We start from the raw sequence: 26,206 nt of genomic DNA, 5'->3' as shown, positions 1-26,206 counted from the left end.
TGGTTGTCAATGTTGCGAGCGAATCGTCGACGACAGCTGAGCGAGATGCGTGGTTGACCCGGGCTGGCGCATTTGCCAAGCACGCCTGGCAAACCCTTTCCGATCAATGGCTTGGTGCTGTTAATGGACGGTTGTCCACAAGCTTGCCAACACAATCTGTGGACAAGCCGCGCGATGCGCGCGGGTCAGGCCGGCAGCGGAAAGCGCACGGTGACGGTCAGCCCGCGCCCGCCGCGCGTGGTGCCGAGTGTAACCGTCGCGCGATGCTGTTCGGCGATCCGCTTGACGATCGACAGCCCGAGCCCGCTGCCCGACGACGTGACGGCCTGCGCGCCGGCGCCGCGATAGAAGCGCTCCCACACGTCGTTGCGTTCGGCCTCCGGGATCCCCGGGCCGTCGTCGGCGACTTCGAGCACGGGCGTCGCGCCGTCGATGCGTGCAGACACATCGACACGCGCGCCGTCGCCCGCATAGCGGATCGCGTTGTCGACGAGGTTGTTCAGCAGTACGCGCAGCGTGTCCGCATTGCCCGACGTCATCACGGGCGTCGACACGATCGCGCCGAGATCGATCCGGTGCGCGTCGGCGACGCGCGTGCGATCCGAAACCACCGACCGGCACAGCGCGGCGAGATCGACGGGGGCCGACACGGAGGCGGCCGCCTGCGCATCGGGTTCGAGGCGCGCGAGCGTCAGCAACTGCTCGGCGAGGTGGCCGAGGCGTGTCGTGCCTGCCTGGATCTGTGCGAGGATGTGCTCGCGTTCTTCGGCGGTGGCCGCGCGCCGCAGCAATTGCGACTGGATCGACAGGCCCATGATCGGCGTGCGCAACTCGTGTGCGGCGTCGGCGATGAAGTGACGCTGCAGCGTGAACGAGCGGTCGAGGCGCGCGAGCAGGTCGTTGATCGCTTCGGCGAGCGGTCGGACTTCGTTCGGCATCGAGCCGACGTCGACCGGTTCCAGATTGTTCGCATTCCTGCGCTTGAGGCCGGATGCAATCGTGCGCAGCGGCCGCAACCCCGCGCCGATGCCGAACCACAGGCCGATCGCGAGCAGCGGCAGCATCGAGAACACCGGCCACAGCAGGTGCACGGCGATGCCCGCGATCGCTTCCCATCGGGCATGGCGTGCCTGCGCGAGCCGGATCGTCGTGCCGCCGCGCTCGGTCACATAGGTGCGCCACGGCTGGCCGGCGACGTCGACACTTGCGATGCCCTTCTGCTCGGGCGGCGGCAGTTTCGAATCGCGGTCGGTCGAATACACGAGCGTGCCGTTGCGCCAGACCTGCAGCAGCACGGCGTCGGGGTCGCTCGCCTCGAAACCGTGCTTGCCGTTGGCGTGGTTGCTGAACGACAGCTCGCCGTTCGGACCGACGACGATCTGCTTCGACATGCTGCGCATCTGGTCGTCGAGCAGGTCGTCGAGCTCGCGCAGCGCGCCCCAGTAGGTGCCCGCGCTCGCGACGAGGCCGATCACGCATGCGGCCGGCAGCAGCCACGTCAGCAGGCGCCGCCGCAGCGATGCGTTGCGCCAGCGCGCGATCGCGCGTTGCATGCGCGTCATGGGCCGTCACCGATCCGGTAGCCGACGCCGCGCACCGTGCGGATCATGTCGTGGCCGAGTTTCTTGCGCAGGTTGTGGATGTGCACTTGCACGGCGTTGCTCTCGATTTCCTCGCCCCAGCTGTACAGCCGCTCCTCGAACTGCTCGCGCGAAATCACCGCGCCCGGGTCGCGCATCAGCTCGTGCAGCAGCACGAACTCCTTCGGCGACAGCGGCACTTCGTCGTCATTGAGCCAGACGAGGTGCTTGACGGGGTCGAGCCGCAGCGGGCCGATCGCGAGGGTCGTCTGCGCGCGGCCCGCATGGCGGCGGTTCACGGCGCGGATACGGGCGAGCAGTTCGTCGAGTTCGAACGGCTTGACGAGATAGTCGTCCGCCCCGCTGTCGAGGCCTGCGATGCGGTCGGGCACGCCGTCGCGCGCGGTGATGATGATCGCGGGGAGGTTTTCGTCGCGGCGGCGCAGCGCGGCGAGCACCGACAGGCCGTCGCGGTTCGGCAGCCCGAGATCGAGCAGCAGCAGGCCGTAGCCGGTCGCGCGCAGCGCGAGCGACGCGGCGTCGCCGTCCTTCACCCAGTCGACCGCGAAGCCTTCCTGTTTGAGCCCCTGTTCGAGCCCGCTGCCGATCAGCGGATCGTCCTCGACGAGCAATACGCGCATGAATTGGTGTCTCTTCAACGGGGCGCCGTGGCGCCCGGGGTTCCCATGATAAGCGCCCGTGTCTTAGGCGCACCTTAAATGCGGGCGGCGCGCGGCGGGCGTCGGCGGGCATCCGATGCGGCACCGTGTCGCTTCGGTGCGGCCTTCAGGTTTGCTTAATCTTACGGTCCGTAATCTGGGGCCGTCGCGTTCATCGGGGCGCGGCGTCACATCGAAGAAGAGGACCACGATCATGAAACACCTGGCCAGAATCCTGACGGTTGCGCTCGCCACGCTGCCCGCCGCCGTCTACGCGCAATATACGGGGCCGTCCGCGCTGACCCCGACGACCGTGAAGGAGCTGCTCGCGAACGGCAAGGACGACCAGCACGTGCAGTTGCAGGGCCGCATCGTCAAGCATGTCGGCGGCGAGGATTACGAATTCGCCGATGCGACCGGCACGATCCACGTCGAGATCGACCACAAGCTGTGGGCGGCCGGCCAGCCCGTCAGCGACAAGAACGAAGTGAAGGTGACCGGCGAATTCGAGCGCAAATGGTCGGGTAGCGTGAAGGTCGACGCCGATCACGTCGAAGTGCTGCGCTGACCGGTGCGCGCGGGGCCGGTGATACCATGGACGACCGGTTCCCGTACCCACCAAGATGGCCGCCAATTTCGACGAACTCGCGTCCCGGATCCGGGCGCAATTTTCCGAGCTGAGCCCGCAATTCCAGGCGGGCGCCGCCTTCCTGCTCGATCATCCCGACGAAGTCGCCACCTCGTCGATGCGCAAGGTCGCACAGCGCGCACAGGTGCAGCCCGCATCGCTCGTGCGGCTCGCGCAGCAATTCGGCTTCCCCGGCTGGAACGAGCTGCGCGACCTGTGCGTCGCACGCGTGCGCACGCGCCCCGAGCCGCTCACGCAGCGGGCGCGCTCGCTCGTGCGGCCCGACGCGAAGGCGTCGCTCGCGCACGACCTGCTCGCCGCCCAACAACACAACCTGTCGGCCACCGCCGCGCAGAACGAGCACGCGCTCGCCGATGCCGCGAAACTGATCCGCAAGGCGTCGCACGTGCATGTCGCGGGGTTTCGCTCGTGCTATCCGGTCGCGTTCGGCTTCGTGTACGGCTACCGGCTGTTCCGTCCGACCGTGTCGCTGCTCAACGGCGTCGCCGGTTCGCTCGAAATGGAGCTGCGGACGATCGCGAAGCAGAGCGTGACCGTCGTCGTCAGCTTTGCACCGTATTCGGCGGAAGCGACGCGCGTCGCACAGGCCGCGAAGGCGCAGGGCAGCCGGATCGTCGCGATCACCGACAGCGCGGTGTCGCCGATCGCACTGCACGCGGATGCGCAACTGATCTTCGCGCACGACAGCCCGTCGTTCTTCCCGTCACTGGTGGCCGCGCACGCGATCGCCGAAACGCTGGTCGCGCAGTTGCTGGCGCTCGAAGGCAGCGATGCGGTCGCCGCGCTCGAGCGCACGGAAGCGGAACTGCACGCGAAGGGTGCTTACGTCGTTTGACGCGGTACGGACGGCTGCAACCTTTCCTTGTTTTCGATTCACGCGGACTCAACCGATGACGTTCACATACGAGGTGACGGACGCGGGCGACGCGAACGTGCGCAAGCAGATCGTCGCGCCGCTCGTCCGGTTCAACGAAAGCCAGGCGAGCCCGAACGATGCCCGTCCGCTGGCCGTGGTCGTGACCGATGGCGACGGCGCGGTGGTGGGCGGCCTGTGGGGCAGCACGGCGTATGGCTGGCTGCATGTCGACCTGCTCGTGGTGCCCGAGGCCGCGCGCGGCCAGGGCGCGGGCACGCGCATCATGGATCTGGCCGAGGCGGAAGCCGCCGCGCGCGGCTGCCACAGCGCGTGGCTCGACACCTTCGACTTTCAGGCGCGGCCGTTCTACGAGAAGCGCGGCTATGTCCGCTTCGGCGAGTTGCCGGATTATCCGGTCGGACACGCGCGCATTTTCCTGACGAAGAAGCTCGCGGGCTGAGCCTCGCCGCCGCATGGCGCGGCACGGTTGACGAGGTCGCTGGCCGTCGCCTAGGATACCTGGCAGCGATGCAGGTCGCTTCCGGGTCCGCGGAAAGGGTTGAACCCACCTGTCGCAGCAAATTCGCTTTCCCCCTGTCCTTTGTGCTGGCGGTATTGCGGACCTTCGGCCACGACTGCACGAGGATTCGCATGAAAAAGCTGCCGCCCAAGGCCAATCCCGATCATCTGAAAAAGCAGGCCAAGGCATTGCTGCGCCTGTACCGGCAAGGCGACGCCGATGCCGTCGCGCGCTTTGTCCGGTTTCTCCCTGCCGCCGCGAACCGCACGCACGACGAAGCGCGCGCGCTCGGGCTTCGCCTGCATGACGCGCAATCCTGCATTGCGCGCGAGTACGGCTTTGCCTCATGGGCCGATCTCGGCGCATTCGTCGAAACGCATGCGCTGGCGGGGCAACCGCGGTCGCAACTGATCCGGCGCTGGCTCGACCTGGCGTACGGCGGCGACGTGACCGGCGGCTTCGACGCACCCCGGCCGCGCGTCGCCGCAAAATTGCTGCTCGACCATCCCGATCTCGTGGCGGGCGATCCGACCGTCGCATGCGCGGCCGGCGATCTCGACGCGGTGAAGGCGGCACTGGCCGCCGATCCCGGCTGGATCGCGCGCGCCGGCGGCGTGCTGAAGCTGCCGCCGCTGGTCGCCGTCACGCATTCGCGGCTCGGGCAGCTTCCCGGGTTTGCCGCCAGGCTGCGCGCCTGCGCGCGTCTTCTGCTCGATGCCGGCGCCGATCCGAACCAGCGGATCGGCAACCGCTTTCCGCCGGCTTCGCTCGCCGAGCCCGACGACGCGGGCCCGTTGTCGGCCCTGTACGGCGCAGCGGGCGTCAATCGCGATCCGGTTCTCACCGCCATGCTGCTGGAAGCCGGCGCCGATCCGAACGACGGCGAATCGCTGTATCACTCGGTGGAGAACCCGGCCTGTACGCGCCTGCTGCTCGAACACGGCGCGCGGGTGGGCGGGACGAATGCGTTGCGGCGTGCGTTCGACATGCGTGACGCAGAGGCGCTCGAACTGCTGCTCGCGCATGGCGGCGATCCGAACGAGCCGCCCGGAGCGGGGCTGGCGCAGACCTGGGGCGCGCCGTTGTTGCGGGCGATCGGCGTGCGCTGCTCGGCGCGCCACGTCGCCGCGCTGCTGGCGGCCGGCGCCGATCCCGGCGCGCGGACCCCGGCAGGCGTCAGTGCGTACCGGCTGGCGATGCAGACCGGGCTGCCCGATGTCGAGGCGTTGTTGCGTGCGGCCGGCGCGGAAGAGGCGCTCGATGCGCAGGACGCGTTCGTGGCGGCCTGCGCGCGCGCCGACGCCGACGATGCGCGGCGCATCCAGGCGCGCCATCCCGACCTGCCCGGTGCGCTGTCGGGCGAGCGGCTGCGGTTGCTGCCGGACGCTGCCGCGTGGGGTTCGCGCGACGCCGTGAAGGTCATGGTCGAACTCGGCTGGCCGATCGCCGCGCGAGGCGGCGACTGGGATGCGAGCGCGCTGAATCACGCGGTGTTCCGCGGCGATGCGGACCTGCTTGCGTTCCTGCTCGCGCACGGCGCGAGCTGGCGCGACATGCACGGGTTCGGGAGCGACGCGCTCGGCACGTTGTCGTGGGCATCCGTCAACGAACCGGAGCATGCCGGTGCGGCCGACTGGGAGGCTTGCGCGCGGGTGCTGCTCGCGCACGGCGTGCCGCATGCCACGCGGGATCCGTCGAATCCGGATGGCGTGCTGATCGACGGTCGCGCGATGCGCTTCTCCGAGGCCGCGACCGACGTATTGCTCGGCATCGACGACGGGCCGAGCGCATCGATCTGAACGACCGCGGGCCGGCGACGGGTAGGCGCCGGCCCGCTCGTCGGCGGCTGCCGCCGTGCCGGGTTTTTCAAGTCGCACGACGACATTTCGGCGAACGCTGAAACGTCGCGTGCACGAGCGGCGTAAGCTCGGTCGTCAACGTCCCTCCGGAGTCCGCGATGACCCTTTCCGACCAGCAAGCCCGCCAAGCCGAAGCCTTCCGCGCACTGCATGCGCGCCCCGGCGCCTTCATCATCCCGAACCCGTGGGACGCGGGCACCGCGCGCCTGCTCGCGATGGCCGGTTTCGAGGCGCTCGCGACCACGAGTGCCGGCTACGCGTTTTCGAAGGGGCAGCCCGACAATGCGATCGACCGCGACGCGATGCTCGATCACATCGTCGAGATCGTCGCCGCGGGCGGCCTGCCCGTCAGCGCCGATCTTGAGAACGGCTTCGGCGACGCGCCCGACACGGTGGCCGAAACGATCCGGCTCGCGGCCGAGGCCGGCGCGGTCGGCGGCTCGATCGAGGACGCGACGGGCCGCGCCGACGCGCCGATCTATGCGCGCGAAGCGGCGATCGAGCGCATCGCGGCCGCCGTCGACGCGGCACGCGCGCTGCCGTTCCCGTTCACGCTGACCGCGCGCTGCGAAAACTACCTGCATGGCCGCCACGACCTCGCCGACACGATCGCGCGGCTCGTCGCCTATCGCGACGCAGGCGCCGACGTGCTGTACGCGCCGGGTATCACGGATGCGGACGAAATCGCGGCGGTGACGCAGGCGGTCGGCGCGCCCGTGAACGTGGTGATGGGGCTGCAGGGCGGCTTGCTGAGCCTCGACGCACTGGCGGCGCTCGGCGTGAAGCGCGTGAGCGTCGGCGGCGCGCTGGCGCGGGCCGCGCTTGGCGCATTCCTGCGCGCGGCGAAGGAGATGGCGCAGGACGGCACGTTTACATTTACGCAAGCTGCCGTGCCCGGGCGCAATATCAACCGCTGGTTTGCGTCACCGGATAATTCACCGGATTTGTTCGGAGAATGAGTGTAAATAAATCGTGGGATCGTTTCCAATTGAAATTTTGATTGACAATAATCAATCGATTTCGCGTCCGAATTAAACGTCGGTGACGACGTAAAATACATCGTCTATTCTCCGCATTTGGCCCGTTCGACCCTCGCCGGCGCGCAAGCCGCGCCGGACAGGGCGATCGGGCGTCCGCCGGGCGCGTCGATGCCGCGCATTGTTGCATTTCCCCGTTCACTATGTTTTTTGAACGCGGGAGTTGCCGGCTGGTTTTTTGATTGATAATCTGCGGCACGTTTCAAATCAACGGTTGGTAAGCCGCCGGTAATATCGATATATAAGAATGCTGAGAGAGCGATGACGAACCGAGAAAATCAACGCATCAGGTTTCGTGTCGGCGATGTCGTGACGCTGAAGACGGGCGGGCCGCGCATGACCATCACCTATGCCGGGCCGGTCGTATTCGACGACGGCGACTGGCTGATCTGCCAGTGGTTCGACGAAAACGGCGAATTCCGGCAGGAAATGTTCCCTCACGACACTGTGGTGCCCGAGCCGCGCGCGATTTCGGCCGGGCGCGTACGCCTGCGCATGCAGTCGCATCGCTGCCGCTCGGCTGCCTGACAAGCACCTGTCGTCGCGATGCAGCCACGCCCGGTACCCGCGCCGCGACATTTCACGTCGGCCCGAAACATGCGGCGGTGCGCTGCGCCGATACTGTCCGCATGAACCCGACCGATCCTATCGCAGCGGTCACGCACCGCGATCCCTATCCCTACTATGCGGCGCTCGTCGACGGGCCGCCGCTCGCGTTCGACGCCACGCTCGGCCTGTGGGTCGCGAGCTGCGCGGCCGCCGTGACGGCCGTGCTGGGCCATCCGGCCTGCCGTGTTCGCCCGCTGGACGCACCCGTGCCGCCCGCGTTGCGCGGCACGACGGCCGGCGCGCTGTTCGGCGAGCTGGTGCGCATGAACGACGGCGCGTTGCGGCACGACGTGCCGAAGCAGGCGCTGCGCACGGCGTTCGCGCCGATCGACACGGCTGCATTGCGCGACCGTGCCACGCGGATTGCCGCGCGGCGCTTGCCGGCGCCGGGCGATGCCGGCGCACTGGACGCGTGGTGCATGACGGTGCCCGTCTGCGCGGTCGCCGATCTGCTCGGCTTCGACGAGGCGCAGCTCGACGACATCGCGGCGCAGGTCGTCGACTTCGTCGCCGCGCTTTCGCCGTTGTCGGATGCCCCGGCACTGGCTCGCGCGAGCGACGCCGCGCGGCAGCTGCTCGACCGGATGACGGCGCGCGTCGCGCAGACGCAGGCCCATGACGGCACGCTCGTCGCCGCGGTGCAGCAGGCGGCCCGTGCGTCGGGCTGGCACGCGAGCGGCGCGCTGGTCGCGAATCTGGTCGGGCTGCTGTCGCAGACCTGCGAGGCGACCGCCGCGTGGCTCGGCAATACCCTGGTGGCGTGGAACGGGGACGCGGGAGCGAGCGCGGCGCGCGGCGTTCCGGACGATGCCGCGCTCGACGCATTCGTTGCCGAAGTCGGGCGCTTCGATTCGCCGGTGCAGAACACGCGCCGCTTCGTCGCATCGCGCACGACGATCGAAGACGTGACCGTCGAAGCCGGTGACGCGATTCTCGTCGTGCTTGCCGCGGCGAATCGCGACCCGGCCGTGCATCGCGATCCGCACCGGTTCATGCCTGAGCGCGCGGCCGGGCCGAATTTCGGCTTCGGCACGGGGCCGCATGGTTGCCCGGGCGAGCGGATCGCGCGGGCGGTGACGGCGGGGGCGTTCGGGGCGTGGCTGCGTGCGGGCGGCGAACCGCCGCGCGACGGGCTGGCGTGGCATTACCGTGCGTCGACCAACGTCAGGATGCCGAAGTTCGGCGCGGCGCGGTGAAGGGGAAAGCGGGACTTAACGGCAGCCTTGCTTCTCCGCCCATTGTTCCTGGGCGGCGACGCGGCGTTGCACGCGTTCGACGAGACCGGTCGAGAAGGTTCGCATGCTGATACCGCGGCGCTTCGCGAGGATCGTCTGCGCGACATCGGTGCGGGGGTTCGGCTGGCAGGCCCAGTACAGCGTCATCAGCCAGCCGATGCCGGTCCACCCGAACAGCGCGTTGAACATCGCGACCGTCAGCTTGTCGTGCCGGCCACGCCGGTCGGCAATGACCGCCGGCAGAAAATAGATCGCGATCGCGGCGACCGAACCGGCCACTTGAATCAGGACTGCGTTCTGCATGTTGCTGCTCCATCCGAACTGCAATGGGACTGATTGTCGCGCTTTTTCCGTCTGCGTGCAGGCCGCGCCCTGGCAATTGATTGTTGCGTTTTTAATGACGATCAGCCGGCTTCGGCGCCTGCCGGCTGCACATCGTTGCTCAGCGCGAAACCTTCGTCGAGCCAGCCCGTCACGCCGCCGATCATCAGCTTGACCGGCCGGCCGAGGCGCGCGAGCTGGATCGCCGCGCGTGCGGCGCCGTTGCAGTGCGGGCCCGCGCAATAGACGACGAACAGCGTGCCGGCCGGATAGCCGGCGAGCTTGCTCTCGATGATCTTGCGGCGCGGCAGGTTGCGCGCGCCGGGTACGTGGCCGGCGGCGAACTGGTCGGGGCCGCGTACGTCGAGCAGCACGAAATCGGGCGTACCCGACGCGAGCGCGTCGTGCACGTCCCAGCAATCGGTCTCGAAGCGCAGCGATGCCTCGAAATGCGCGAGGGCGACGGGGCTGTCGGCGGCGGGCACGTCGGTGACGTAGGACATGGGAAAGTTCTCCTGAAAGTTGTGCGGAACGCGGTGGAATGAGGGGCAGTATCGCGGTTCCGCCCGTTTCGCGGCAGTGGCGCGATCGACAAGTTCCGGTAACATCACGCCATGCACAACCATCTCGTCGTCGCGCTCGCCTACGACCGCCTCTGCACGTTCGAATTCGGCTGCGTGGTCGAACTGTTCGCCCTCGAACGCCCCGAGCTCGGGGTCGACTGGTATCGCTTCGCGGTCTGCGCGAGCGAGCCGGGGCCCGTGCGCGCGGCGGGCGGCATCACGGTCGCCGCGCCGTATCGGCTCGCGACGCTCGATCGCGCCGATACCATCGTGATTCCCGGCTGGCGCGATCCGGACGAGCTGCCGCCGGAACCGTTGCTGAAGAAACTGCGGGCCGCGCATCGCCGCGGCGCGCGGCTCTGCTCGATCTGCTCGGGCGTGTTCGTGCTGGCCGCGGCCGGCGTGCTCGACGGCCTCACGGTGACGACCCACTGGCGTTATGCGGAGAAACTGCAGGCGCGCTATCCGGCGCTGCGCGTGAATCCCGATGCGCTGTACGTCGACGAAGGGCAGGTGATCACGTCGGCCGGATCGGCGGCGGGGCTCGACATGCTGCTGCATCTCGTGCGCCGCGATCACGGCGGCGCGATCGCGAACCGGGTCGCGCAGCGCCTCGTGCTGCCGCCGCATCGTGACGGCGGCCAGGCGCAGTTCGTGCCGCGCCCGGTCGCGCCGGGCGGCACCGACCGGCTCGCGAAGCTGATCGACTGGATGCGCGCGCACGCGGCCGAGCCGCACACGCTCGCGTCGCTTGCCGCACAGGCCGCGATGAGCACGCGCACGCTGCAGCGTCAGTTCGCGGACGCGACGGGAATGTCGCCGCTCGCGTGGCTGATCCGCGAACGCGTGAACGTCGCGAAGGACATGCTCGAAGCCCATCCCGGGCTGTCGCTCGCGCAGGTTGCGGCGCGAGCGGGGTTCGGTTCCGAGGAATCGCTGCGCCGGCATTTCCGGCGCGTCGCGGCGACGAGCCCCGCCGCGTACCGGCGCGGGATGAGTCGCGGCGAAGGCGCGCGGGACGCTTGAGCGCGGTACCGGTTCCTGGCGGCGCTCTCCTCGGATGACACCGCGGTGGCGTAAGATCGCGCATCACTGAGAGAAGCCGGTTGCGTGGTCGCCGGCTTGCGCCGTTCATGCGGCACGACGATAACGACAAGGACACCATCATGGGCCTGCTGGGAAAGCTGTTCGGAAAGAAATCGCGCGCGGAAGCGTCGTCGCCTGCGCCGTCGACGCGAGCCGGTGCCGAACCGGGTGAGTCGCGCGAGCCCGACATCGCCCCCGAACTCGCCCCCGCGCTGGCCGCGTTCCAGGCGGGCCGGCCCATGGACGCGATCGCGGGCGCCCTGCCGCACGTGGAGCGGCTGGCCGATGCGGCGCGCTTGTGCGCGCTCGCGTACTCGGAGATGGCGCGCTACCCGGAAGCCTTCCCGTACTGGCTCAAGCTGTTCGAGCGGGAGCCGAGCGCGCACAACGCGCTGCAGCTCGCGACGACGTCGGTGATGTGCGGCGAAGTGGAGCGCGGCGAAGCGTGGCTGCTGAAGGCTGCCCAGGTCAATCACGACACGCACGAGCAGTCCGACGTTGCCGCGTGCGTGAACTTCATTTCCGCATTGATGCAGAGCGGCCACCTGCGCGAGGCGCTGCCGCATCTCGCATGGATGCGCGACATCTACGCGCAGGTGCGCATCACCGATTCGACCTTCCTCTACATGCGCGGCATTCCGCTCTTCTCGTCGTTCCTGGAGAAGAGCTTCGAGATCCTGAAGGCCACGCAGCCGGCCGACGCGATTGCGTCGTGGTACGGCGAACTCGATGGCAAGCTCGACGAAGAGGGGGCGGCGCAGCTCGCCGAGTGGGTCGGCCAACTGAAGGGGCAGCCGGCGGCCTGAACGGCCGATGCCGGCTGCGAGTGACGACGCCTGCCGCCGGGCGGCGGCGCGGCGTCGCCGTGCGCGCTCGGTGCACTCAGCGCGTGCTGGTATCGCGCGGCTTCTGCTTGATGCACGCGATCCGGTACACGCCATCCTCGACTTCGACACCGTGCGTGTCGTGCGTGAAGCCCGGGAAGCGCAGGTCGTACTGCTCGAGCGCCTTCAGGTAGCCGAGCAGCGGCCCGTCGGCCGGCCCCGCGTTCTCGCCGGGCATCAGCAGCGGAATGCCGGGCGGATAAGGCACGACGCCCGTCGCGACGGTGCGGCCTTCCATCTCCGAGAGCTCCAGCATCTCGATGTCGTTGTGCACCAGATGCTCGAACGCCTCGGCCGGGCTGTAATCGGGCTTCGGCAGCGTGGAGAAGCCACGCGACATCATCTCGGTCGTCTTCAGGTCGCTCATCGCGCTGAACATCAGGTCGCACAGGTCGCGCAGGCCGAGCGTGCCGTAGCGTTGCGGATAGCGCGCGACGAGTTCGGGCAACGCCTGTTCGAGCGGCGCGTTCGCATCGTAGTCGCGCTTGAAGTCGAGCAGCGTGTTGACGAGCGTGCCCCACTTGCCCTTCGTCACGCCGAGCGAGAACAGGAACAGGATCGTGAAGTCGGTCGTTTTCTCGACGACGATCCCGTGCCGGTCGAGATACGCGGTGACGACCGATGCCGGAATGCCGACCGGCATCAACCCGCCGTGCGATGCGACGCCCGGCGTGACGATCGACACCTTGATCGGGTCGAGCATGCAGTAGTCGTCCTCGATATCGCCGAAGCCGTGCCACGTGTCGCCCGGATGCAGTACCCAGCACGACGGGTCGGTGGCGAGCAGCGTCTCGTCCGCTTCGTGGAAACGCACGCGGCGGCCGGTCTTGCGATCGACGACGCTGTCGGGCTGCCAGCCGTTGAAGAACCAGTCGTTGTTCTCCGCGCATTCCGTATGCAGGCGCGCCAGCATCTGGCGGAACGCGACGGCCTCGCGGATCGCGTCGGTCGTCAGCGCCTCGCCGCCGGGGCCGTCCATCATCGCGGCGCTCACGTCGTTCGACGCGATGATCGCGTAGTTCGGCGACGTCGACGCATGCATCATGTACGCCTCGTTGAAGCGTGCGTGCTCGATCGGGTTGCGGCCGTCGCGGACATGAATGAACGAGGCCTGCGACAGCGCGGCGAGCAGCTTGTGCGTCGATTGCGTCGCGAACACGGTCGGCTTGCTCGCGTCGTGTTGCGCGGGATCGCCGTGCATCGCGTGACGGTCGCGGTAGATCGGGTTGAAGCGCGCGTAGCCGTACCACGCCTCGTCGAAATGCAATCGATCGACGCTCTGGCCGAGCAGTGCCTCAACGCGCGCGACGTTGTAGCAGAGGCCGTCGTACGTCGAGTTCGTGATCAGCGCATGCACGGGCGTCGGGTCGATGCCGTCGCGGCCGCGCACGAGCGGGTTCGCGTCGATCGCGAGCCGCACGGCGGCGGCCGTCAGCCGCTCGGGCATGATCGGGCCGATGATCCCGTAGTGGTTGCGCGACGGAATCAGGTAGGTCGGAATCGCGCCCGACATCGTCATCGCGTGCTCGGCCGACTTGTGGCAGTTGCGGTCGCACAGCGCGACCTGGTTGCGCGTGACGCTCGCCATCAGGATCACGCGGTTCGACATCGACGAGCCGTTCGTCACGTGATACGTGCGATGCGCGCCGAACACGCGCGCCGCATAGCGTTCGCTTTCGCCGATCGGGCCCGAGTGATCGAGCAGCGAGCCGAGTTCGCCGACCGAGATCGACAGGTCGGAGCGGAACAGCGATTCGCCGAAGAATTCGAAGTACGCGCGGCCGACCGGCGATTTCAGGAACGCGGTGCCGCCGGTGTGGCCGGGCGTGTGCCATGAATATTCGTACACGCGCGAGAACTGCGCGAGCGCGCGGAACATCGGCGGCAGCACGGTTTCGCGGTAGCGCTCGATCGCGGCGACGATCCGGCCGCCGATGAACGCGGTGGTGTCTTCCAGCATCCAGATGAAATCGTCGGCCTTGCGCATCGCGTCGACCGGAATCGCGGACGCGCTCGCGCGGCTCGCCAGCAGGAACACGGGCACGGTCGCGTTGCGCGCGCGCATCGCGTCGAGCACGGCCTGCGCGGGTGCGTGCCCGGCATCGTTGCCGAGTTCCCAGTTGAGCAGCAGGCACTGAATCGCCGGATCGGCGGCGACCACCGCGCACGCATCGTCGGCGGACGTCGCGATCACGACGTCGACGAGCCGCGTGCGCAGCTCCTCGGCAAGCGCCGTTGCGGCGCGCCCGGTGGCCGTGCGTTCATCGATGTCGTGCTGCACGAGCAGCGCCTTCATGCCGAGGCGGCGGAAGGCCGGTTGGGTCAAGGAAGCGGTCATGTATTAATCCCCCGTTTGCTGGGTTGCCTGGACGCTCGCGGCAACAGCCGGCGAGCGCGCGTGAAGGGTGTCGGCCTGGTGACGGCCCACGGAGATCCAGAAGGTGGCGACGAGCGCGGCGATGGTCACGCCGAGCGCGAGATAGCGGACCCAGCGCGGCGAGCGGCCGCCCGGATGGATATGGGTTTCCTCGATCTCGCGCTGGCGGTTGATCGACAGCTCGTAGAAGACGATCGTCGCGACGACGAAGATCAGCGACCAGCGTGTTTGCTGGCCGTCGGAGCCGACCATCGCCCACAGCGCGTAGACGGCGCCGATCAGGCCGACGATCGTGTAGAACGTGAACTGGTGCGACGGCATCTTGCCGTAGCCGAGCACCTTGATCGCGATGCACGAGTAGATGTACGGCAGCAGCGTCATGATCACGGCGATCGACGCGATCTTGCCGAACTGCTCGCTGGCGCTCGGCGACATCGTCGCGAGTACCTGCACCGACATGATCAGCGCGACGATGGCAAGGCCGGCCGACGGCACGTTCTTCGAGTTCACGCGGGCGAACACGCCGGCGAACAGGCCGTCGTCGGCGGCCGCCTTCGCGGTCTGGCCGACCAGCAGCGTCCAGCCCGCGAGCGAGCCGAGGCAGCCGAGCGCCGCGCAGATCGCGACCGCGTTCGCGGCCGTATCGCCGAGCGCGAGCCGCGCGGCATCCGCGAACGGCGCGCTCGATGCGAGCAGCGCCTTGTTCGGGATCATCCCCATGATCACGGTCGAGCTGAGCACGTAGCAGACGGCCGCAAGCACGACGCCGCCGACGGTCGCGATCGGCACGTTGCGCGACGGGTTCTCGACGACGCCCGCCGATACCGACGCGCTCTCGACGCCGATGAACGCCCACAGCGTGAAGTTCAGCGTCGCGCCGATCGCGCTGAAGCTGTTGGTGCCGGACACGTTCCAGCCGGCGAAATACACGTCCTTGCTGAACCAGAACCAGCCGAACACGGCCATCCCGAGGATCGGCACCAGCGCGAAGATCGTCGTGACCGACTGCACGCGGCCGACGACGTTCGGCCCGAGGATGTTCGCGTACGTGAACAGCCAGATCACGAAGATCTGTGCGAGCGCGAACACGAGCGGGTCCTTCAGGACCGGGAAGAAATGCGTGAGGTAGCCGAGGCCGGCCACGGCGAGGCCGACGTTGCCGAGCACGTTCGCGAGCCAGTAGATCAGGTTGGTCTGGTAGCCCATGTACGGGCCGAACGACTTGCGCGCATACGCGTACGGGCCGCCGGCGACCGGGTCGATCGCCGCGAGCTTCGCGAACACCAGCGCGAGCGACACGGCGCCGACGACGGTGATCAGCCAGCCGAAGATCGCGATGCCGCCGGTGGCGGCGAGGTTCGCGGGCAGCATGAAGACGCCGGAGCCCATCATGTTGCCCGCGACCATCAGCGTGGCGGGAATGACGCCGATTTTCGGCGCGGAAGCCGCGGCCGACGTGGCGGCGGAGCGGGAGGAGGACGAGCTGGCATCGGACATGCGACGCTCCTTGACGAGACGTGTTGCGGTTGAGGTGGCGCGGCGGGGCGCCGGTCGGCGATTCCGGTGCGGATCGTCGATTTAATTAACGTGTTCATGTTATCGCCTGGATGGTTTCGAATAAGGGTAAACGCCGGTATTTAATAAATTGAAGATTGATGAATGTCATTGAAACTGGTGAATTGGCGTTTGAAGGCGGGGGGAGGTGGTCCGTGCGGCAACGCTGGAAGGCGTTTCTGTCGGTCTCGATCCCGGGCGTCGGGATCACGCTGCCGAAGCTGCCGTGAATAATCGTTTCTCCGAACCGATTGAATCGATTTGTGATGTAAATGGCGCAGCAATGGAGTGCGGGTTTGTCGGTTAATATCGAGCGCATTTGATGCGCGCCGCCTGCGCGCGCACGCTTCGCTTCTTCCCCGAGGACGATCCCGATGACGACGCTGCCTTCCCGCTTGCCGCTGATCCAGGCCCCGATGGTCGGGTCGCTGAGCCCGCTCGCGATCGCGGTGTGCGAAGCCGGCGGGCTCGGCTCGCTCGCATGCGCGGCGCTCGGCCCGCAGCAACTGCGCGACGAGATCGCGGCGATCCGCGCGCGCACGCCCGCGCCGTTCAACGTAAACTTCTTCTGCCATACGCCGCCGGCGCCCGATGCCGAGGTCGACGCGCGCTGGCGCGCGGCGCTCGCCGGCTACTACGCGCAAGCCGGGCTCGATCCGGCCGACGTGAAGGGCGGCCCCGGCCGCGCGCCGTTCGACGACGCGATGTGCGCGGTCGTCGAGGAATCGCGGCCGGCCGTCGTCAGCTTCCATTTCGGGTTGCCGGACGACACGCTGCTCGAGCGCGTGCGGCGCACGGGCGCGCAGGTGATTTCGTCCGCGACGACCGTCGAGGAAGCGCGCTGGCTGGATGCGCGCGGCGTCGACGCGATCGTCGCGCAGGGCGCGGAGGCCGGCGGCCATCGCGGGATGTTCCTGACCGACGACATCCATGCGCAACCGGGCCTGTTCGCGTTGCTGCCGCAGATCGTCGACGCGGTGCGCGCCCCGGTGATCGCGGCCGGCGCGATCGCCGACGGGCGCGGCATCGCGGCAGCGTTCGCGCTCGGCGCGCGCGCCGTGCAGATCGGCACGGGCTACCTGCTGACGCCGCAAGCCGGCCGTTCGGCGCAGCATCGCGCGGCGGTGCGCGCCGCGCGCGACGACGGCACGCGCATGACCAACCTGTACACGGGCCGCCCCGCGCGCGGGCTGCTGACGCGCTTCATGCGCGAGCAGGGGCCGATGAGCACGCTCGCGCCGGCGTTCCCGCTCGCGACGGCCGCGGTCGATCCGCTGCGCGGCGCGTTCGAGCGGCAAGGCCGCGACGACTTCTCGCTGCTGTGGGCGGGCGAGGCCGCGGCGCTTGCGCGCGAAGAGGATGCGGGCGAACTGACGCAGCGCCTGTGGCGTGACGCACTGGCGTGCGCGGCGGGGCTGCACGACGCACTCCCGCAGGCGGTCTGAACCACCGGGAAGGGGGGCGCTGGCGCGGGAGCATCGGCGTATCATCTGGGTTTTCGTCAGCCCGATCCAGGCACCCCCACCATGACCTCCGTCGACACTACCCCCGTCCTCGACCATGACAAGCTCGTTACCTTCATCGAGCGCAAGTGGAACGATGAAATCCTCCACGCCCTGACCGACTACATCGCGATCCCCGCGAAGAGCCCCGCATTCGACCCCGACTGGGCGAAACGCGGCTATCTCGAGCGCGTCGTCGTCGATGCCGCGCAGTGGGCCGAGCGGCAGCCCGTGAAGGGCCTGAAGCTCGAGATCGTGCGTTTGCCCGGCCGCACGCCGGTGATCTTCTTCGAATCGCCCGCCACGCGTTCGGGCAGCACCGACACGATCCTGCTGTACGGCCACCTCGACAAGCAGCCCGAATTCGACGGCTGGCGCGCGGACCTCGGCCCGTGGACGCCGAAGTACGAGAACGGCAAGCTGTACGGCCGCGGCGGCGCGGACGACGGCTATGCGATCTACGCGAGCCTCGCGGCGCTCGGTGCGCTCGACGAGCAGGGCATCGAGCGGCCGCGCTGCGTCGGCCTGATCGAGACCTGCGAGGAATCGGGCAGCTACGACCTGCTGCCGTACGTCGATGCGCTGCGCGACCGGCTCGGCCAGGTGTCGCTCGTCGTGTGCCTCGATTCGGGCGCCGGCAACTACGACCAGATGTGGCTCACCACGTCGCTGCGCGGGCTCGTGTCCGGCGACCTGCAGGTCGAGGTGCTCGAGGAGGGTGTGCACTCGGGCGTATTCGGCGGCATCGCGCCGTCGAGCTTCCGCGTGATGCGCCAGCTGTTCGAGCGCCTCGAGGATGCGAAGAACGGCAACCTGCTGCCGGGCGTGTTCCATTGCGAGATTCCCGACAGCCGCGTGCGCGAAGCCGAAGCGGCCGCCTCGATTCTCGGCGACGCCGTGTGGAAGGGGCTGCCGTGGGCCTGCGGCGCGGATGGCAAGCCGGTGCTGCCGACCACGACCGATCCGCGCGAGGCGCTGCTGAATTCGACGTGGCGTCCGTCGCTGTCGGTCACCGGCGCGGCCGGCCTGCCGGCGCTCGCCGATGCGGGCAACGTGCTGCGTCCGCGTACCGCGTTCAAGCTGTCGCTGCGCCTGCCGCCGCTCGTCGACGCCGCGCAGGCCGTGCAGCAGCTGAAGGAATTGCTCGAACTCGATCCGCCGTACAACGCGAAGGTCACGTTCAAGCCGGATGCGGGCGCCGCGACGGGCTGGAGCGCGCCCGATCTCGCGCCGTGGCTCGCATCGTCGCTCGATGCCGCGTCGCGCCGCCACTTCGGCGCCGACTGCGCGTACATGGGCCTCGGCGGCACGATCCCGCTGATGAACGTGCTGCAGGAAGGTTTCCCGTCCGCCCAGTTCATGGTGTGCGGCGTGCTCGGGCCGAAGTCGAACGCGCACGGCCCGAACGAATTCCTGCACGTGCCGTATGCGAAGAAGCTGACGGCGGCGGTCGCGGACGTGATCGCGACCGCGCGCTGATCGCCTGGCGCTTGGTGCTTGGCGTGACAACTGGCCAACCTGACCCGACGGAACCTCGCCGATGACCGCATTGCCGACGCTCGATACCGAACCGCTGCGCATGCGCGCCGAACCGCTGCATGCATTCGTCGCGGCGCTCTGGGAACGGGCCGGCAGCAGCGAGCGGGAGGCGAGGCTCGTCGCCGATCACCTGGTCGGCGCGAATCTCGCGGGCCACGATTCGCACGGGATCGGGATGATTCCGAACTACGTCGCGTCGTGGCGGGAAGGACAGTTGCAGTTGAACGGGCACGCGTCGATCGTTCGCGACGGCGGCGCGGTGCTAACGATCGACGGCGGGCGCGGCTTCGGCCAGGTGATCGCGTTCGAGGCGATGGTCGAAGGGATCGACCGCGCGCGACGCATGGGCATCTGCGCGATCGGGCTGCGCGACGTGCATCATCTCGGCCGTATCGGGCACTGGGCCGAGCAGTGCGCGCGCTCGGGGCTCGTATCGTTCCATTTCGTCAACGTGCCGGGCGACCTGCTGGTCGCGCCGCTGCACGGCACCGATCCGCGCTTCGGCACGAACCCGTTCTGCGCCGCGTATCCGCGTGCGGGCAGGCCGCCGCTACTGCTCGATTTCGCGACGAGCGCGATCGCGTACGGCAAGACGCGCGTTGCGTACAACCAGGGCAAGCGGGTGCCGGCCGGCTCGCTGATCGACCATCGCGGCCAGCCGACCGACGATCCGGCCGTGATGCACGAGCAGCCGTTCGGTGCGCTGCTGCCGTTCGGGATGCACAAGGGGTACGCGCTGGCGGCGATGTGCGAGATTTTCGGCGGCGCGCTCGTCGGCGGGCACACGACCTACGGCGACACATTGCAGAAGACGAGCGCGATCGTGAATGGAATGCTGTCGGTGCTGATCGATCCGAACGCGTTCGATGCGGCCGACGCGGAACGCGAAGCCGATGCGTTCGTCGCATGGGCGAAGGCGTCGCCGCAGGCCGGCGACGCACCGGTGCAGGTGCCGGGCGAGCCGGAAGAGGCGAGCCGCGCGGCACGCGGTGCCGGCGGCATTCCGGTCGATCGCGCGTCGTGGCGGCAGATTCGCGAGAGCGCGGCGGCGGTCGGCTTCGACGAGGCCGAGCTCGACGCGTGGACGCAGCGCTGCAGGGCATCCGCATGAGCTGGCAATCGGAAAAGGCGCACGGCGAGGAGATCGCGTATCGGCTCGCGCCGCTCGGCAACGTGACGGTCGTGCGATTCTTCAGCGGTGCGGCGATGCGGCTCGACGGCGTGATGTTCGGCTTCATGTCGCGCGGGTCGCTGTTCCTGCGTGTGGATGACGTGAACCGTCCTGCGTTCGTCGCGGCGGGGATGGGGCCGTTCTCGTACGAGCGGCCCACGCGCACGGTGTCGCTCGACGGCTATTACGAAACGCCGGCCGACGTGCTCGAGGACGCCGGCGCGCTGTTCGACTGGTGCCGCAGTGCGTATCGCGCGGCGTTGCTGGCGGGGCCGCCGAAGCGCAAGGCGCGGGCGGTGGCGAAGCCGGTGGCGGAAGGGAGCGCGGTGGTGAAGCGAGTGGCGAAATCGGTGGCGAAACCAGCAACGAAACCGGCAGCGAAACCAGCAGCGAAACCAGCAGCGAAACCAGCAGCGAAACCAGCAGCGAAACCGGCGTCAAAACCAGCAGCGAAACCAGCGGCAAAGCGCAAGCGAACCTGACACCGATCGAGCGACGCGAAAACGTCGCGAATTTCGCTTTCCTTTCTTTCGATCCCGACCGTGTCGGGGCGATTCGCTGCGCGCGTGGCGCGGCGTGGGTACCCGGCGGCGCGCCCGCACGGGTGCGCAAAATCATCCGCGTTGCCGCACCGCACATCCCCCATGCTTCACAACGGCGGCCACGGCGTTTATGATCGGCGCGGGTTTCACCCGTGCCTGGCGCGCCGAGCCGGCCTCGCCGCCGGCCCCGCGAACGGCGCATCGTACGCCGCGCGGGACGCTTCCCCACTCATCATTCCAGACGGAGACAGCCGATGCTCGTCCTGATTCTCGGTTTAGCGATCTTCCTCGGTGTGCACTCGATCCGGATCGTCGCGGACGGCTGGCGGTCAGCGACGATCGAGCGGATCGGCGAGAAAGGCTGGAAGGGCTCCTATTCGATCGCGTCGATCATCGGCTTCGTGCTGATCATCTGGGGCTACGGCATCGCGCGCCAGGGCGCGATGCTGCTGTGGGTGTCGCCGGTCGGCGTGCGCCACCTCACCGGCATGCTGACCGCGATCGCATTCGTGCTGATCGCCGCGTCCTACGTGCCCGGCAACCGCATCAAGACGCTCGTCGGCCATCCGATGGTGGCCGGCGTCGCGGTATGGGCGATCGCGCACCTGCTCGCGAACGGCACGCTGCATGCCGTCGTGTTGTTCGGCGCGTTCTTCGTGTGGTCGCTCGTCGATTTCGTCGTGTGGCGCGCGCGTGACCGCCGTGACGGCGTTCGCTATCCGGCGGGCAAGCTGTCGGGCGACGTCGTGGCGATCGTGGCCGGGCTCGTCGTGTGGGCCATCTTCGCGCGGTTCCTGCACGGCTGGCTGATCGGCGTGCGGCCGTTCTGAGCGGCCGGGAAGTTGAGCGACTGAGACGTCGAGCGACGGAGCGGCGGCCGACCGGCGCGCCGCTTGCCCGCCCGGGGCAACGGTCAGCGCACCCTCGCGCCGGCCGTATCGCCGAGCTGCGCCGGTTTGCGACGCAGGAAATACGCCGCGACGATTGCGAGCGCCGTCAATACCGTGAACCAGAACTGGAAGCGCGAATCCGGGTTGAATGCTTGCGAGCCGAGCACGGCGACCAGCGCCAGCAGTGCGATCCAGTTCGACACCGGGTAAAACCACGCGCGAAACGCCTGCGGATCGCGCGGTGCGTGCTTCTCCTGCCGGCGCATCGCGAAGTGCGCGACGATGATGAAGATCCACACGATCATCACGAACGCGCCGCTGCTCTTTGCGAGCATCAGGAACAGGTCGCCGCCGCTCACGAAGTGAACCCCGAGGATCGACACGCAGATCGCGAGGCACAGTACGAGCGCATTCATCGGCACGCCTTTCGCGTTGGTACGGCCGAACATCGCGGGCGCGTGGCCGCGCTGGCTGAGCGAGAACAGCATGCGCGAGTTCGAGAACAGGAACGAGTTCATCACCGACATGAACGACACGAACAACACGATCTTCATCGCGACGGCCGCGCCCGTGAAGCCTGCCATGTTGAACAGCGACACGTACGGCGACTTCAGGTTGGCCTTGTCGGTCCATGGCATGCACAGGATCAGGATCGACACCGAGCCGACGTAGAACACCATCACGCGCACGATCACGCTCTTGATCGCACGGATCACGTTCTTGCTCGGGTTCTCGGATTCGCCCGCCGCAACGGCTGCGATTTCGCTGCCGCCGAGCGAGAAGATCACGACCATCACACCGGCGAGCACGGGCGACATGCCGTTCGGCATGAAGCCGCCGTGATCGGTCAGGTTCACGAGCCCGGGCGCGGGAATGCGCGGCTGGAAGCCGAGCAGGATCGATGCGCCGAGCGCCATGAAGACGATGATCGTCGCGACCTTCGCGAACGACAGCCAGTATTCGGCTTCGCCGAACGAGCGTACCGAGTACGCATTGCTCGCGATCAGCGTGACGAGCATGAACAGCGCGCCGCCCCAAACGGGCAGCCACGGCAGGAAATCGTGGAGGATCGCGCCGAGCAGGATCGCCTCGACGGTGATCGTCATCATCGACTTGAACCAGTACAGCCAGCCGACCGCGAAGCCGGCCCATTCGCCGAGATAGCTGCTTGCGTAGGTGGAGAACGACCCGCTGTCGGGATTGCGGGATGCCATTTCGCCGAGCATGAACATGACCAGCGTGACGATCACGCCGCCGATCAGGTACGACAGGATGGCCGCTGGGCCGGCGGTCGCGATGATGGCGCCGGAGCCGACGAACAGGCCCGCGCCGATCACGCCGCCGAGCGCGATCATCGTGATGTGCCGTTGCTTGAGGCTTTGCCTCAATGAGTTGTCCTGCATCTCCTACCTCTAGTTATTGTTGGCACGTTGGCCGGGAACGCATCGGGCCGCGCGGCGGCAAGCGTTCTGCCGTCCGCATGGGGCGCCGATGTCGAGGGAGCGTGTGTGACGCGATGTGCCGGGCCGCCGGCGGTGAATCGGAATGGCGGCCGCGAAGTGCCGGTCGGTGCCCGCGAGAGGGCGATGACGACGACAACCCCGGATTGTGGGTGGACACCGCCGTCACGGCAAACGAGATATCCGAAAGACGTCTTGCGGTTTGCTCATCAATTGCCGCGGCGGCGGCGGGCGTGTGCGTGCGTCAGAGCGGCTTGACGAACAACCCGACGGTCAGCACCGCGCCGATGCAGACGATCCCGATCCGCAGCACGCGTTCGTTCACGCGATGCAGCGCCCACGTGCCGAGCAGCCCGCCGACGATCGCGCCGCCGCCGAGCGCGAGCGCCTTGCCCCAGTGCAGGTGCGGCGACGTCAGGAACAGCACCACGGCCGATGCGTTCATCACGCCCGCGAGCGCGTTCTTCGTCGACATCGCGTGACGTGGCGCGAGCCCGGCCATCGTCAGCACGGCCATCATCAGGAAGCCGAGTCCGCCGCCGAAGTAGCCGCCGTAGATCGCGATCATGAACTGCGAGAGCGCGGCGGGGACGGTGCCGAGATGGGCCGTGCCTTCGCTCGGCTTGCGGAAGAAGCTGCCCCACGCGAACACGATCGTCGCGAACAGCACGAGCCACGGCACGAGGCGCGAGAAGATCGACGACGGGGTCTTCAGCAACAGCAGCCCGCCGAGCGCACCGCCGACCACGCTGATGAAGAACATCGCGCGGAACGACAGCTTGCCCACGCCGCGCACCATGTTGCGGCTCGCCCAGCCGGTCGTGACCTGCGCGGGAAACAGCGCGACCGTCGACGTGATGTTCGCCGAGAGCGGCGACATGCCCGACACGATCAGCGCGGGCAGCGTGACGAACGAGCCGCCGCCGGCGAGGGTGTTCTGCAGTCCGGCCCACAGGCCGGCGAGGATGACGAGAGCGAGCATGGGTGCGGGAGCGGGGAAGTGGCTGGGCTGGCTTGCCGCGAGCGGGCAAACGCGGCGGCCGCTCGATGGTAATGCAGGATCGCGTTTGCCGGGAACGGGGCCCGGGCCGGGACGGCGTCGCCACCGCACGGCGTGCGAAACGAAAGACCAGCGAAGCGGATTCACGTTTCATGCGCGCGCCGCCCCTCCGGATACATCGCGCCGGCCGCATTTTCGCGAAATACCGATCGAGTCGCGAAAGGGCGGCCCGGGCAATCAAACGGATTTTCCCGGATTGCGGAGAGACATGCGTGAATCGACCGATCGGGAATTGTTTTGTGAAACGTTTGGCCGTCAAATCGGAATGTCGGTGTGAAAGTCAATAGAAGAGTTTAAAAGTTCTGTAATTCCGCTCGATGCGCAGAGCGTGCCGTACTTGGCGCGAAAGCCTTGCCGGCGGGCGGCCTCGCCATGTCCGGCAAGGCCGGTGCAGGCTTGCAGCGGCGGGCTTTGCTTCGTCGGCCGGCCGGTTTGCGTGCGCAATGCCCGAATCGGCGCAATGGAATTGGTTTGTTTTATTGTTCATTGGGGCGCATCGTTTCGTTTAAACCGAATGCGCATCGAGTCGGGTTGCGATTTGTTGCAGCGCGGTGCACAATCGTTCACAAGTGCAATAAATCCGCAGCGGATTTTCTCAGCGGCAAAAATTCTCCCCGCCATTCACGGCACGCCTCTTGGGCGGACGCACGATCGTGTGTCAGGCGCGGCGGCGCGACTGCCGATTTCCGGTATATCGCGAATCACGGAGCAAATACGCCCGAGGCACGATGCCGTTGTTGGCCCATCGGCCGGCCGGTCCCGACAGTACAGCATGGGCGCAACATGGCGACTTCCATCGACCTCAATCTTCTTGTCGTTCTGGACGCGTTGCTGTCCGAGAACAGCGTAGTGGGCGCGGCCAACGCGCTCGGCCTGAGTCCGTCCGCACTCAGCCGCTCGCTCGCACGGTTGCGGGTGATGACGGGCGACCCGTTGCTGGTGCGGGCGGGACGGGACCTCGTCCCGACCCCGCGCGCGCTCGAGTTGCGCGACAGGGTGCATGCGCTCGTCGTGGAGGCGCAATCGGTCATGTGCCCGTGCGAACGGGTCGACATGTCCACGCTCAAGCGCACGTTCTCGATTCGCGCGAACGAGGCGTTCGTCGAGACGTTCGCGCCGGCGCTGCTCGAGTACGCGTCGCACACGGCACCCGACGTGCGGCTGCGTTTCGCACCCAAACCCAACAAGCATGTCGACGCGCTGCGCAACGGCGACATCGATCTCGAGGTCGGCGTGATCGGCCAGGCCGGCCCCGAGTTGCGCGTGCAGGCGCTGTTTCGCGACCGCTTCATCGGCGTGGTCCGCACGGATCATCCGCTGGCGTCCGGCGAAATGACGCCGGAACGCTTCGTGTCGTTTCCGCACGTGGGCGTGTCGCGCCGCGGGCAGTTCAACGGACCGATCGATACGCTGCTCGATGCCCTCGGCATCGCGCGCTCGGTGACCACCGTCGTGGCGAGCTTCCCGACCGCGCTGTCGCTTGCGCGCGGCTCGGACTTCGTCGCCAGCGTGCCGGAGCGGCAGACCGAGCGGTCCCGCGTCGGCATGCACAGTTTTACGCTGCCGGTGCCGATCGCCGACCTGACCGTCTCGCAGATCTGGCACCCGCGTTTCGATCGCGACCCCGCGCATCGATGGCTGCGCGATTGCGTGCGCAATATCTGTGCGCCACGCGTTGCCGAGGCGAACGCCCGCTAGCTTCGTGGCCGCTTCGACGTGACGCGCCATGCAAGTGTTGTGGCGTGCGTCAACGTCATTGATATATTGCGTTTCATGCATCTTCCGAAGCGTAAATCGATTCGGTATGCTCGATTCCGGTTGGACAACACCGGAGATAATGGTTAGGACGTTTATTGCTTTTGAATTCGCCGAACATTCGTGACGCCTTTAAATAATAAATATCCAATCCGAGGGGTATGTGAATTGAGGTGAAAATTGGAAATCATGAATCTGAAATATTGGCGTCTTATTTTGGATGGAGAAACGAATGGTTCATTGTGCGGCGAATATCGCGACTCCCGATGATGTCACGCTGAGCATGCGCGAGTGCGAGGTATTGCGATGGGCAGCGGAGGGGAAGACCGCGTATGAGATCGGCATCATCCTCGGCTTGACCGAGAGGACGATCAATTTCCATATATCGAGATCGATCGTGAAGCTCAACGCATGCAACAAGACCAATGCGGTGGTGAAGGCCGTGCTGATGGGCCTGATCGTGTTTGCATGAACGGCACCGGGGCGTGCGCCCCGGTT

General features: G+C 67.7%; 25 protein-coding genes and 1 pseudogene. 17 read left to right on the top strand and 9 right to left on the bottom strand.

Annotated elements, in window-relative coordinates:
* Positions 1-185 precede the first annotated feature (185 nt).
* Both HWX39_RS15535 and HWX39_RS15530 read right to left on the bottom strand, forming a co-directional pair.
* Positions 186-1,562 (bottom strand): ATP-binding protein, encoded by a 1,377-nt coding sequence (locus HWX39_RS15535; protein ID WP_175968894.1) that lies wholly within the window; start codon positions 1,560-1,562, stop codon positions 186-188.
* Positions 1,559-2,221, bottom strand: a complete 663-nt coding sequence (locus HWX39_RS15530; RefSeq protein ID WP_175968992.1) for a response regulator — start codon at positions 2,219-2,221, stop codon at positions 1,559-1,561. Before HWX39_RS15530 ends, HWX39_RS15535 begins: the two co-directional genes overlap by 4 nt.
* Positions 2,222-2,453: 232 nt before the next feature.
* Here HWX39_RS15530 and HWX39_RS15525 point away from each other — a divergent pair, with 232 nt between their 5' ends.
* The 7 genes from HWX39_RS15525 (at position 2,454) to HWX39_RS15495 (ending at position 8,965) form a co-directional block, all read left to right on the top strand.
* Entirely contained in the window at positions 2,454-2,807 is a 354-nt protein-coding gene (locus HWX39_RS15525; protein WP_175968893.1) for a NirD/YgiW/YdeI family stress tolerance protein, read from the top strand.
* A gap of 55 nt (positions 2,808-2,862) precedes the next feature.
* Positions 2,863-3,723 carry a MurR/RpiR family transcriptional regulator gene (locus tag HWX39_RS15520; RefSeq protein WP_175968892.1) on the top strand — a complete coding sequence of 287 codons (861 nt, stop codon included), beginning with the start codon at positions 2,863-2,865 and terminating at the stop codon, positions 3,721-3,723.
* A 55-nt stretch (positions 3,724-3,778) separates the two neighbouring features.
* A complete protein-coding gene (locus tag HWX39_RS15515) occupies positions 3,779-4,204 on the top strand; it encodes a GNAT family N-acetyltransferase (RefSeq protein ID WP_175968891.1) in 426 nt (141 codons plus the stop codon).
* 191 nt (positions 4,205-4,395) lie between these two features.
* Positions 4,396-6,063: an ankyrin repeat domain-containing protein gene (locus tag HWX39_RS15510; RefSeq protein ID WP_175968890.1), complete on the top strand. Its 1,668-nt coding sequence runs from the start codon at positions 4,396-4,398 to the stop codon at positions 6,061-6,063.
* Positions 6,064-6,221: 158 nt separating this feature from the next.
* Positions 6,222-7,082 carry an isocitrate lyase/phosphoenolpyruvate mutase family protein gene (locus tag HWX39_RS15505; RefSeq protein WP_175968889.1) on the top strand — a complete coding sequence of 287 codons (861 nt, stop codon included), beginning with the start codon at positions 6,222-6,224 and terminating at the stop codon, positions 7,080-7,082.
* Between the two features lie 339 nt (positions 7,083-7,421).
* Positions 7,422-7,688 carry a YodC family protein gene (locus HWX39_RS15500; protein ID WP_175968888.1) on the top strand — a complete coding sequence of 89 codons (267 nt, stop codon included), beginning with the start codon at positions 7,422-7,424 and terminating at the stop codon, positions 7,686-7,688.
* Between the two features lie 101 nt (positions 7,689-7,789).
* The gene (locus HWX39_RS15495) at positions 7,790-8,965 is read left to right on the top strand and encodes a cytochrome P450 (protein WP_175968887.1); all 1,176 of its coding nucleotides are present in this window, start codon (positions 7,790-7,792) and stop codon (positions 8,963-8,965) included.
* A 15-nt stretch (positions 8,966-8,980) separates the two neighbouring features.
* Here the strand turns inward: HWX39_RS15495 and HWX39_RS15490 are convergent, their stop codons facing one another.
* Positions 8,981-9,307, bottom strand: a complete 327-nt coding sequence (locus HWX39_RS15490) for a superinfection immunity protein (RefSeq protein ID WP_011354384.1) — start codon at positions 9,305-9,307, stop codon at positions 8,981-8,983.
* Between the two features lie 101 nt (positions 9,308-9,408).
* Complete coding sequence (locus HWX39_RS15485) at positions 9,409-9,828, bottom strand: rhodanese-like domain-containing protein (RefSeq protein ID WP_175968886.1); 420 nt, start codon at positions 9,826-9,828, stop codon at positions 9,409-9,411.
* A 111-nt stretch (positions 9,829-9,939) separates the two neighbouring features.
* Here HWX39_RS15485 and ftrA point away from each other — a divergent pair, with 111 nt between their 5' ends.
* Positions 9,940-10,914, top strand: coding sequence for a transcriptional regulator FtrA (gene ftrA, locus HWX39_RS15480; protein ID WP_175968885.1), 975 nt, complete (start codon positions 9,940-9,942; stop codon positions 10,912-10,914).
* 140 nt (positions 10,915-11,054) lie between these two features.
* Positions 11,055-11,780, top strand: a complete 726-nt coding sequence (locus tag HWX39_RS15475) for a hypothetical protein (protein WP_175968884.1) — start codon at positions 11,055-11,057, stop codon at positions 11,778-11,780.
* 76 nt (positions 11,781-11,856) lie between these two features.
* Here HWX39_RS15475 and HWX39_RS15470 read toward each other — a convergent pair whose 3' ends face one another.
* Both HWX39_RS15470 and adiC read right to left on the bottom strand, forming a co-directional pair.
* On the bottom strand, positions 11,857-14,196 hold the full coding sequence (locus HWX39_RS15470; protein WP_175968883.1) for an Orn/Lys/Arg decarboxylase N-terminal domain-containing protein: 2,340 nt from the start codon (positions 14,194-14,196) through the stop codon (positions 11,857-11,859).
* A gap of 3 nt (positions 14,197-14,199) precedes the next feature.
* Positions 14,200-15,732 (bottom strand): arginine/agmatine antiporter, encoded by a 1,533-nt coding sequence (gene adiC, locus HWX39_RS15465; protein WP_175968882.1) that lies wholly within the window; start codon positions 15,730-15,732, stop codon positions 14,200-14,202.
* A gap of 158 nt (positions 15,733-15,890) precedes the next feature.
* Between adiC and HWX39_RS36650 the strand changes: the two genes are divergently transcribed.
* The 6 genes from HWX39_RS36650 (at position 15,891) to HWX39_RS15440 (ending at position 21,373) form a co-directional block, all read left to right on the top strand.
* A complete protein-coding gene (locus tag HWX39_RS36650) occupies positions 15,891-16,019 on the top strand; it encodes a hypothetical protein (protein ID WP_279613084.1) in 129 nt (42 codons plus the stop codon).
* A 144-nt stretch (positions 16,020-16,163) separates the two neighbouring features.
* On the top strand, positions 16,164-17,234 hold the full coding sequence (locus HWX39_RS15460) for a nitronate monooxygenase (RefSeq protein ID WP_175968881.1): 1,071 nt from the start codon (positions 16,164-16,166) through the stop codon (positions 17,232-17,234).
* An 81-nt stretch (positions 17,235-17,315) separates the two neighbouring features.
* Positions 17,316-18,770 (top strand): M20 family metallopeptidase, encoded by a 1,455-nt coding sequence (locus HWX39_RS15455; protein WP_175968880.1) that lies wholly within the window; start codon positions 17,316-17,318, stop codon positions 18,768-18,770.
* Positions 18,771-18,831: 61 nt separating this feature from the next.
* Positions 18,832-19,941, top strand: a complete 1,110-nt coding sequence (locus HWX39_RS15450; protein WP_175968879.1) for a malate/lactate/ureidoglycolate dehydrogenase — start codon at positions 18,832-18,834, stop codon at positions 19,939-19,941.
* Positions 19,911-20,483, top strand: a complete 573-nt coding sequence (locus HWX39_RS15445; RefSeq protein WP_244135010.1) for a TfoX/Sxy family protein — start codon at positions 19,911-19,913, stop codon at positions 20,481-20,483. The genes HWX39_RS15450 and HWX39_RS15445 overlap by 31 nt, the downstream gene beginning before the upstream one ends.
* 314 nt (positions 20,484-20,797) lie before the next feature.
* Positions 20,798-21,373: an NnrU family protein gene (locus tag HWX39_RS15440; protein ID WP_175968878.1), complete on the top strand. Its 576-nt coding sequence runs from the start codon at positions 20,798-20,800 to the stop codon at positions 21,371-21,373.
* Positions 21,374-21,456: 83 nt separating this feature from the next.
* Here HWX39_RS15440 and HWX39_RS15435 read toward each other — a convergent pair whose 3' ends face one another.
* The 3 genes from HWX39_RS15435 to HWX39_RS15425 all read right to left on the bottom strand — a co-directional run bounded on the left by HWX39_RS15435 (position 21,457) and on the right by HWX39_RS15425 (position 24,397).
* Positions 21,457-22,836 carry an amino acid permease gene (locus HWX39_RS15435; protein ID WP_175968877.1) on the bottom strand — a complete coding sequence of 460 codons (1,380 nt, stop codon included), beginning with the start codon at positions 22,834-22,836 and terminating at the stop codon, positions 21,457-21,459.
* Between the two features lie 301 nt (positions 22,837-23,137).
* Positions 23,138-23,875 (bottom strand): sulfite exporter TauE/SafE family protein, encoded by a 738-nt coding sequence (locus HWX39_RS15430; RefSeq protein WP_175968876.1) that lies wholly within the window; start codon positions 23,873-23,875, stop codon positions 23,138-23,140.
* Positions 23,876-24,208: 333 nt separating this feature from the next.
* Positions 24,209-24,397, bottom strand: coding sequence for a hypothetical protein (locus tag HWX39_RS15425; protein ID WP_175968875.1), 189 nt, complete (start codon positions 24,395-24,397; stop codon positions 24,209-24,211).
* A 339-nt stretch (positions 24,398-24,736) separates the two neighbouring features.
* On the opposite strand from HWX39_RS15425, the gene HWX39_RS15420 reads away from it, so the two are divergent.
* Positions 24,737-25,651 (top strand): LysR family transcriptional regulator, encoded by a 915-nt coding sequence (locus HWX39_RS15420; protein ID WP_175968874.1) that lies wholly within the window; start codon positions 24,737-24,739, stop codon positions 25,649-25,651.
* Positions 25,652-25,979: 328 nt separating this feature from the next.
* Positions 25,980-26,180: pseudogene (locus tag HWX39_RS15415) on the top strand (LuxR C-terminal-related transcriptional regulator); the annotation flags it as partial.
* Positions 26,181-26,206: the final 26 nt, after the last annotated feature.

The organism is Burkholderia sp. BCC0322, assembly GCF_902833045.1.
Classification (GTDB): domain Bacteria; phylum Pseudomonadota; class Gammaproteobacteria; order Burkholderiales; family Burkholderiaceae; genus Burkholderia.
The sequence above is the reverse complement of the archived record's forward strand: the minus strand, read 5'-3'. Positions and strand labels throughout refer to the sequence as shown.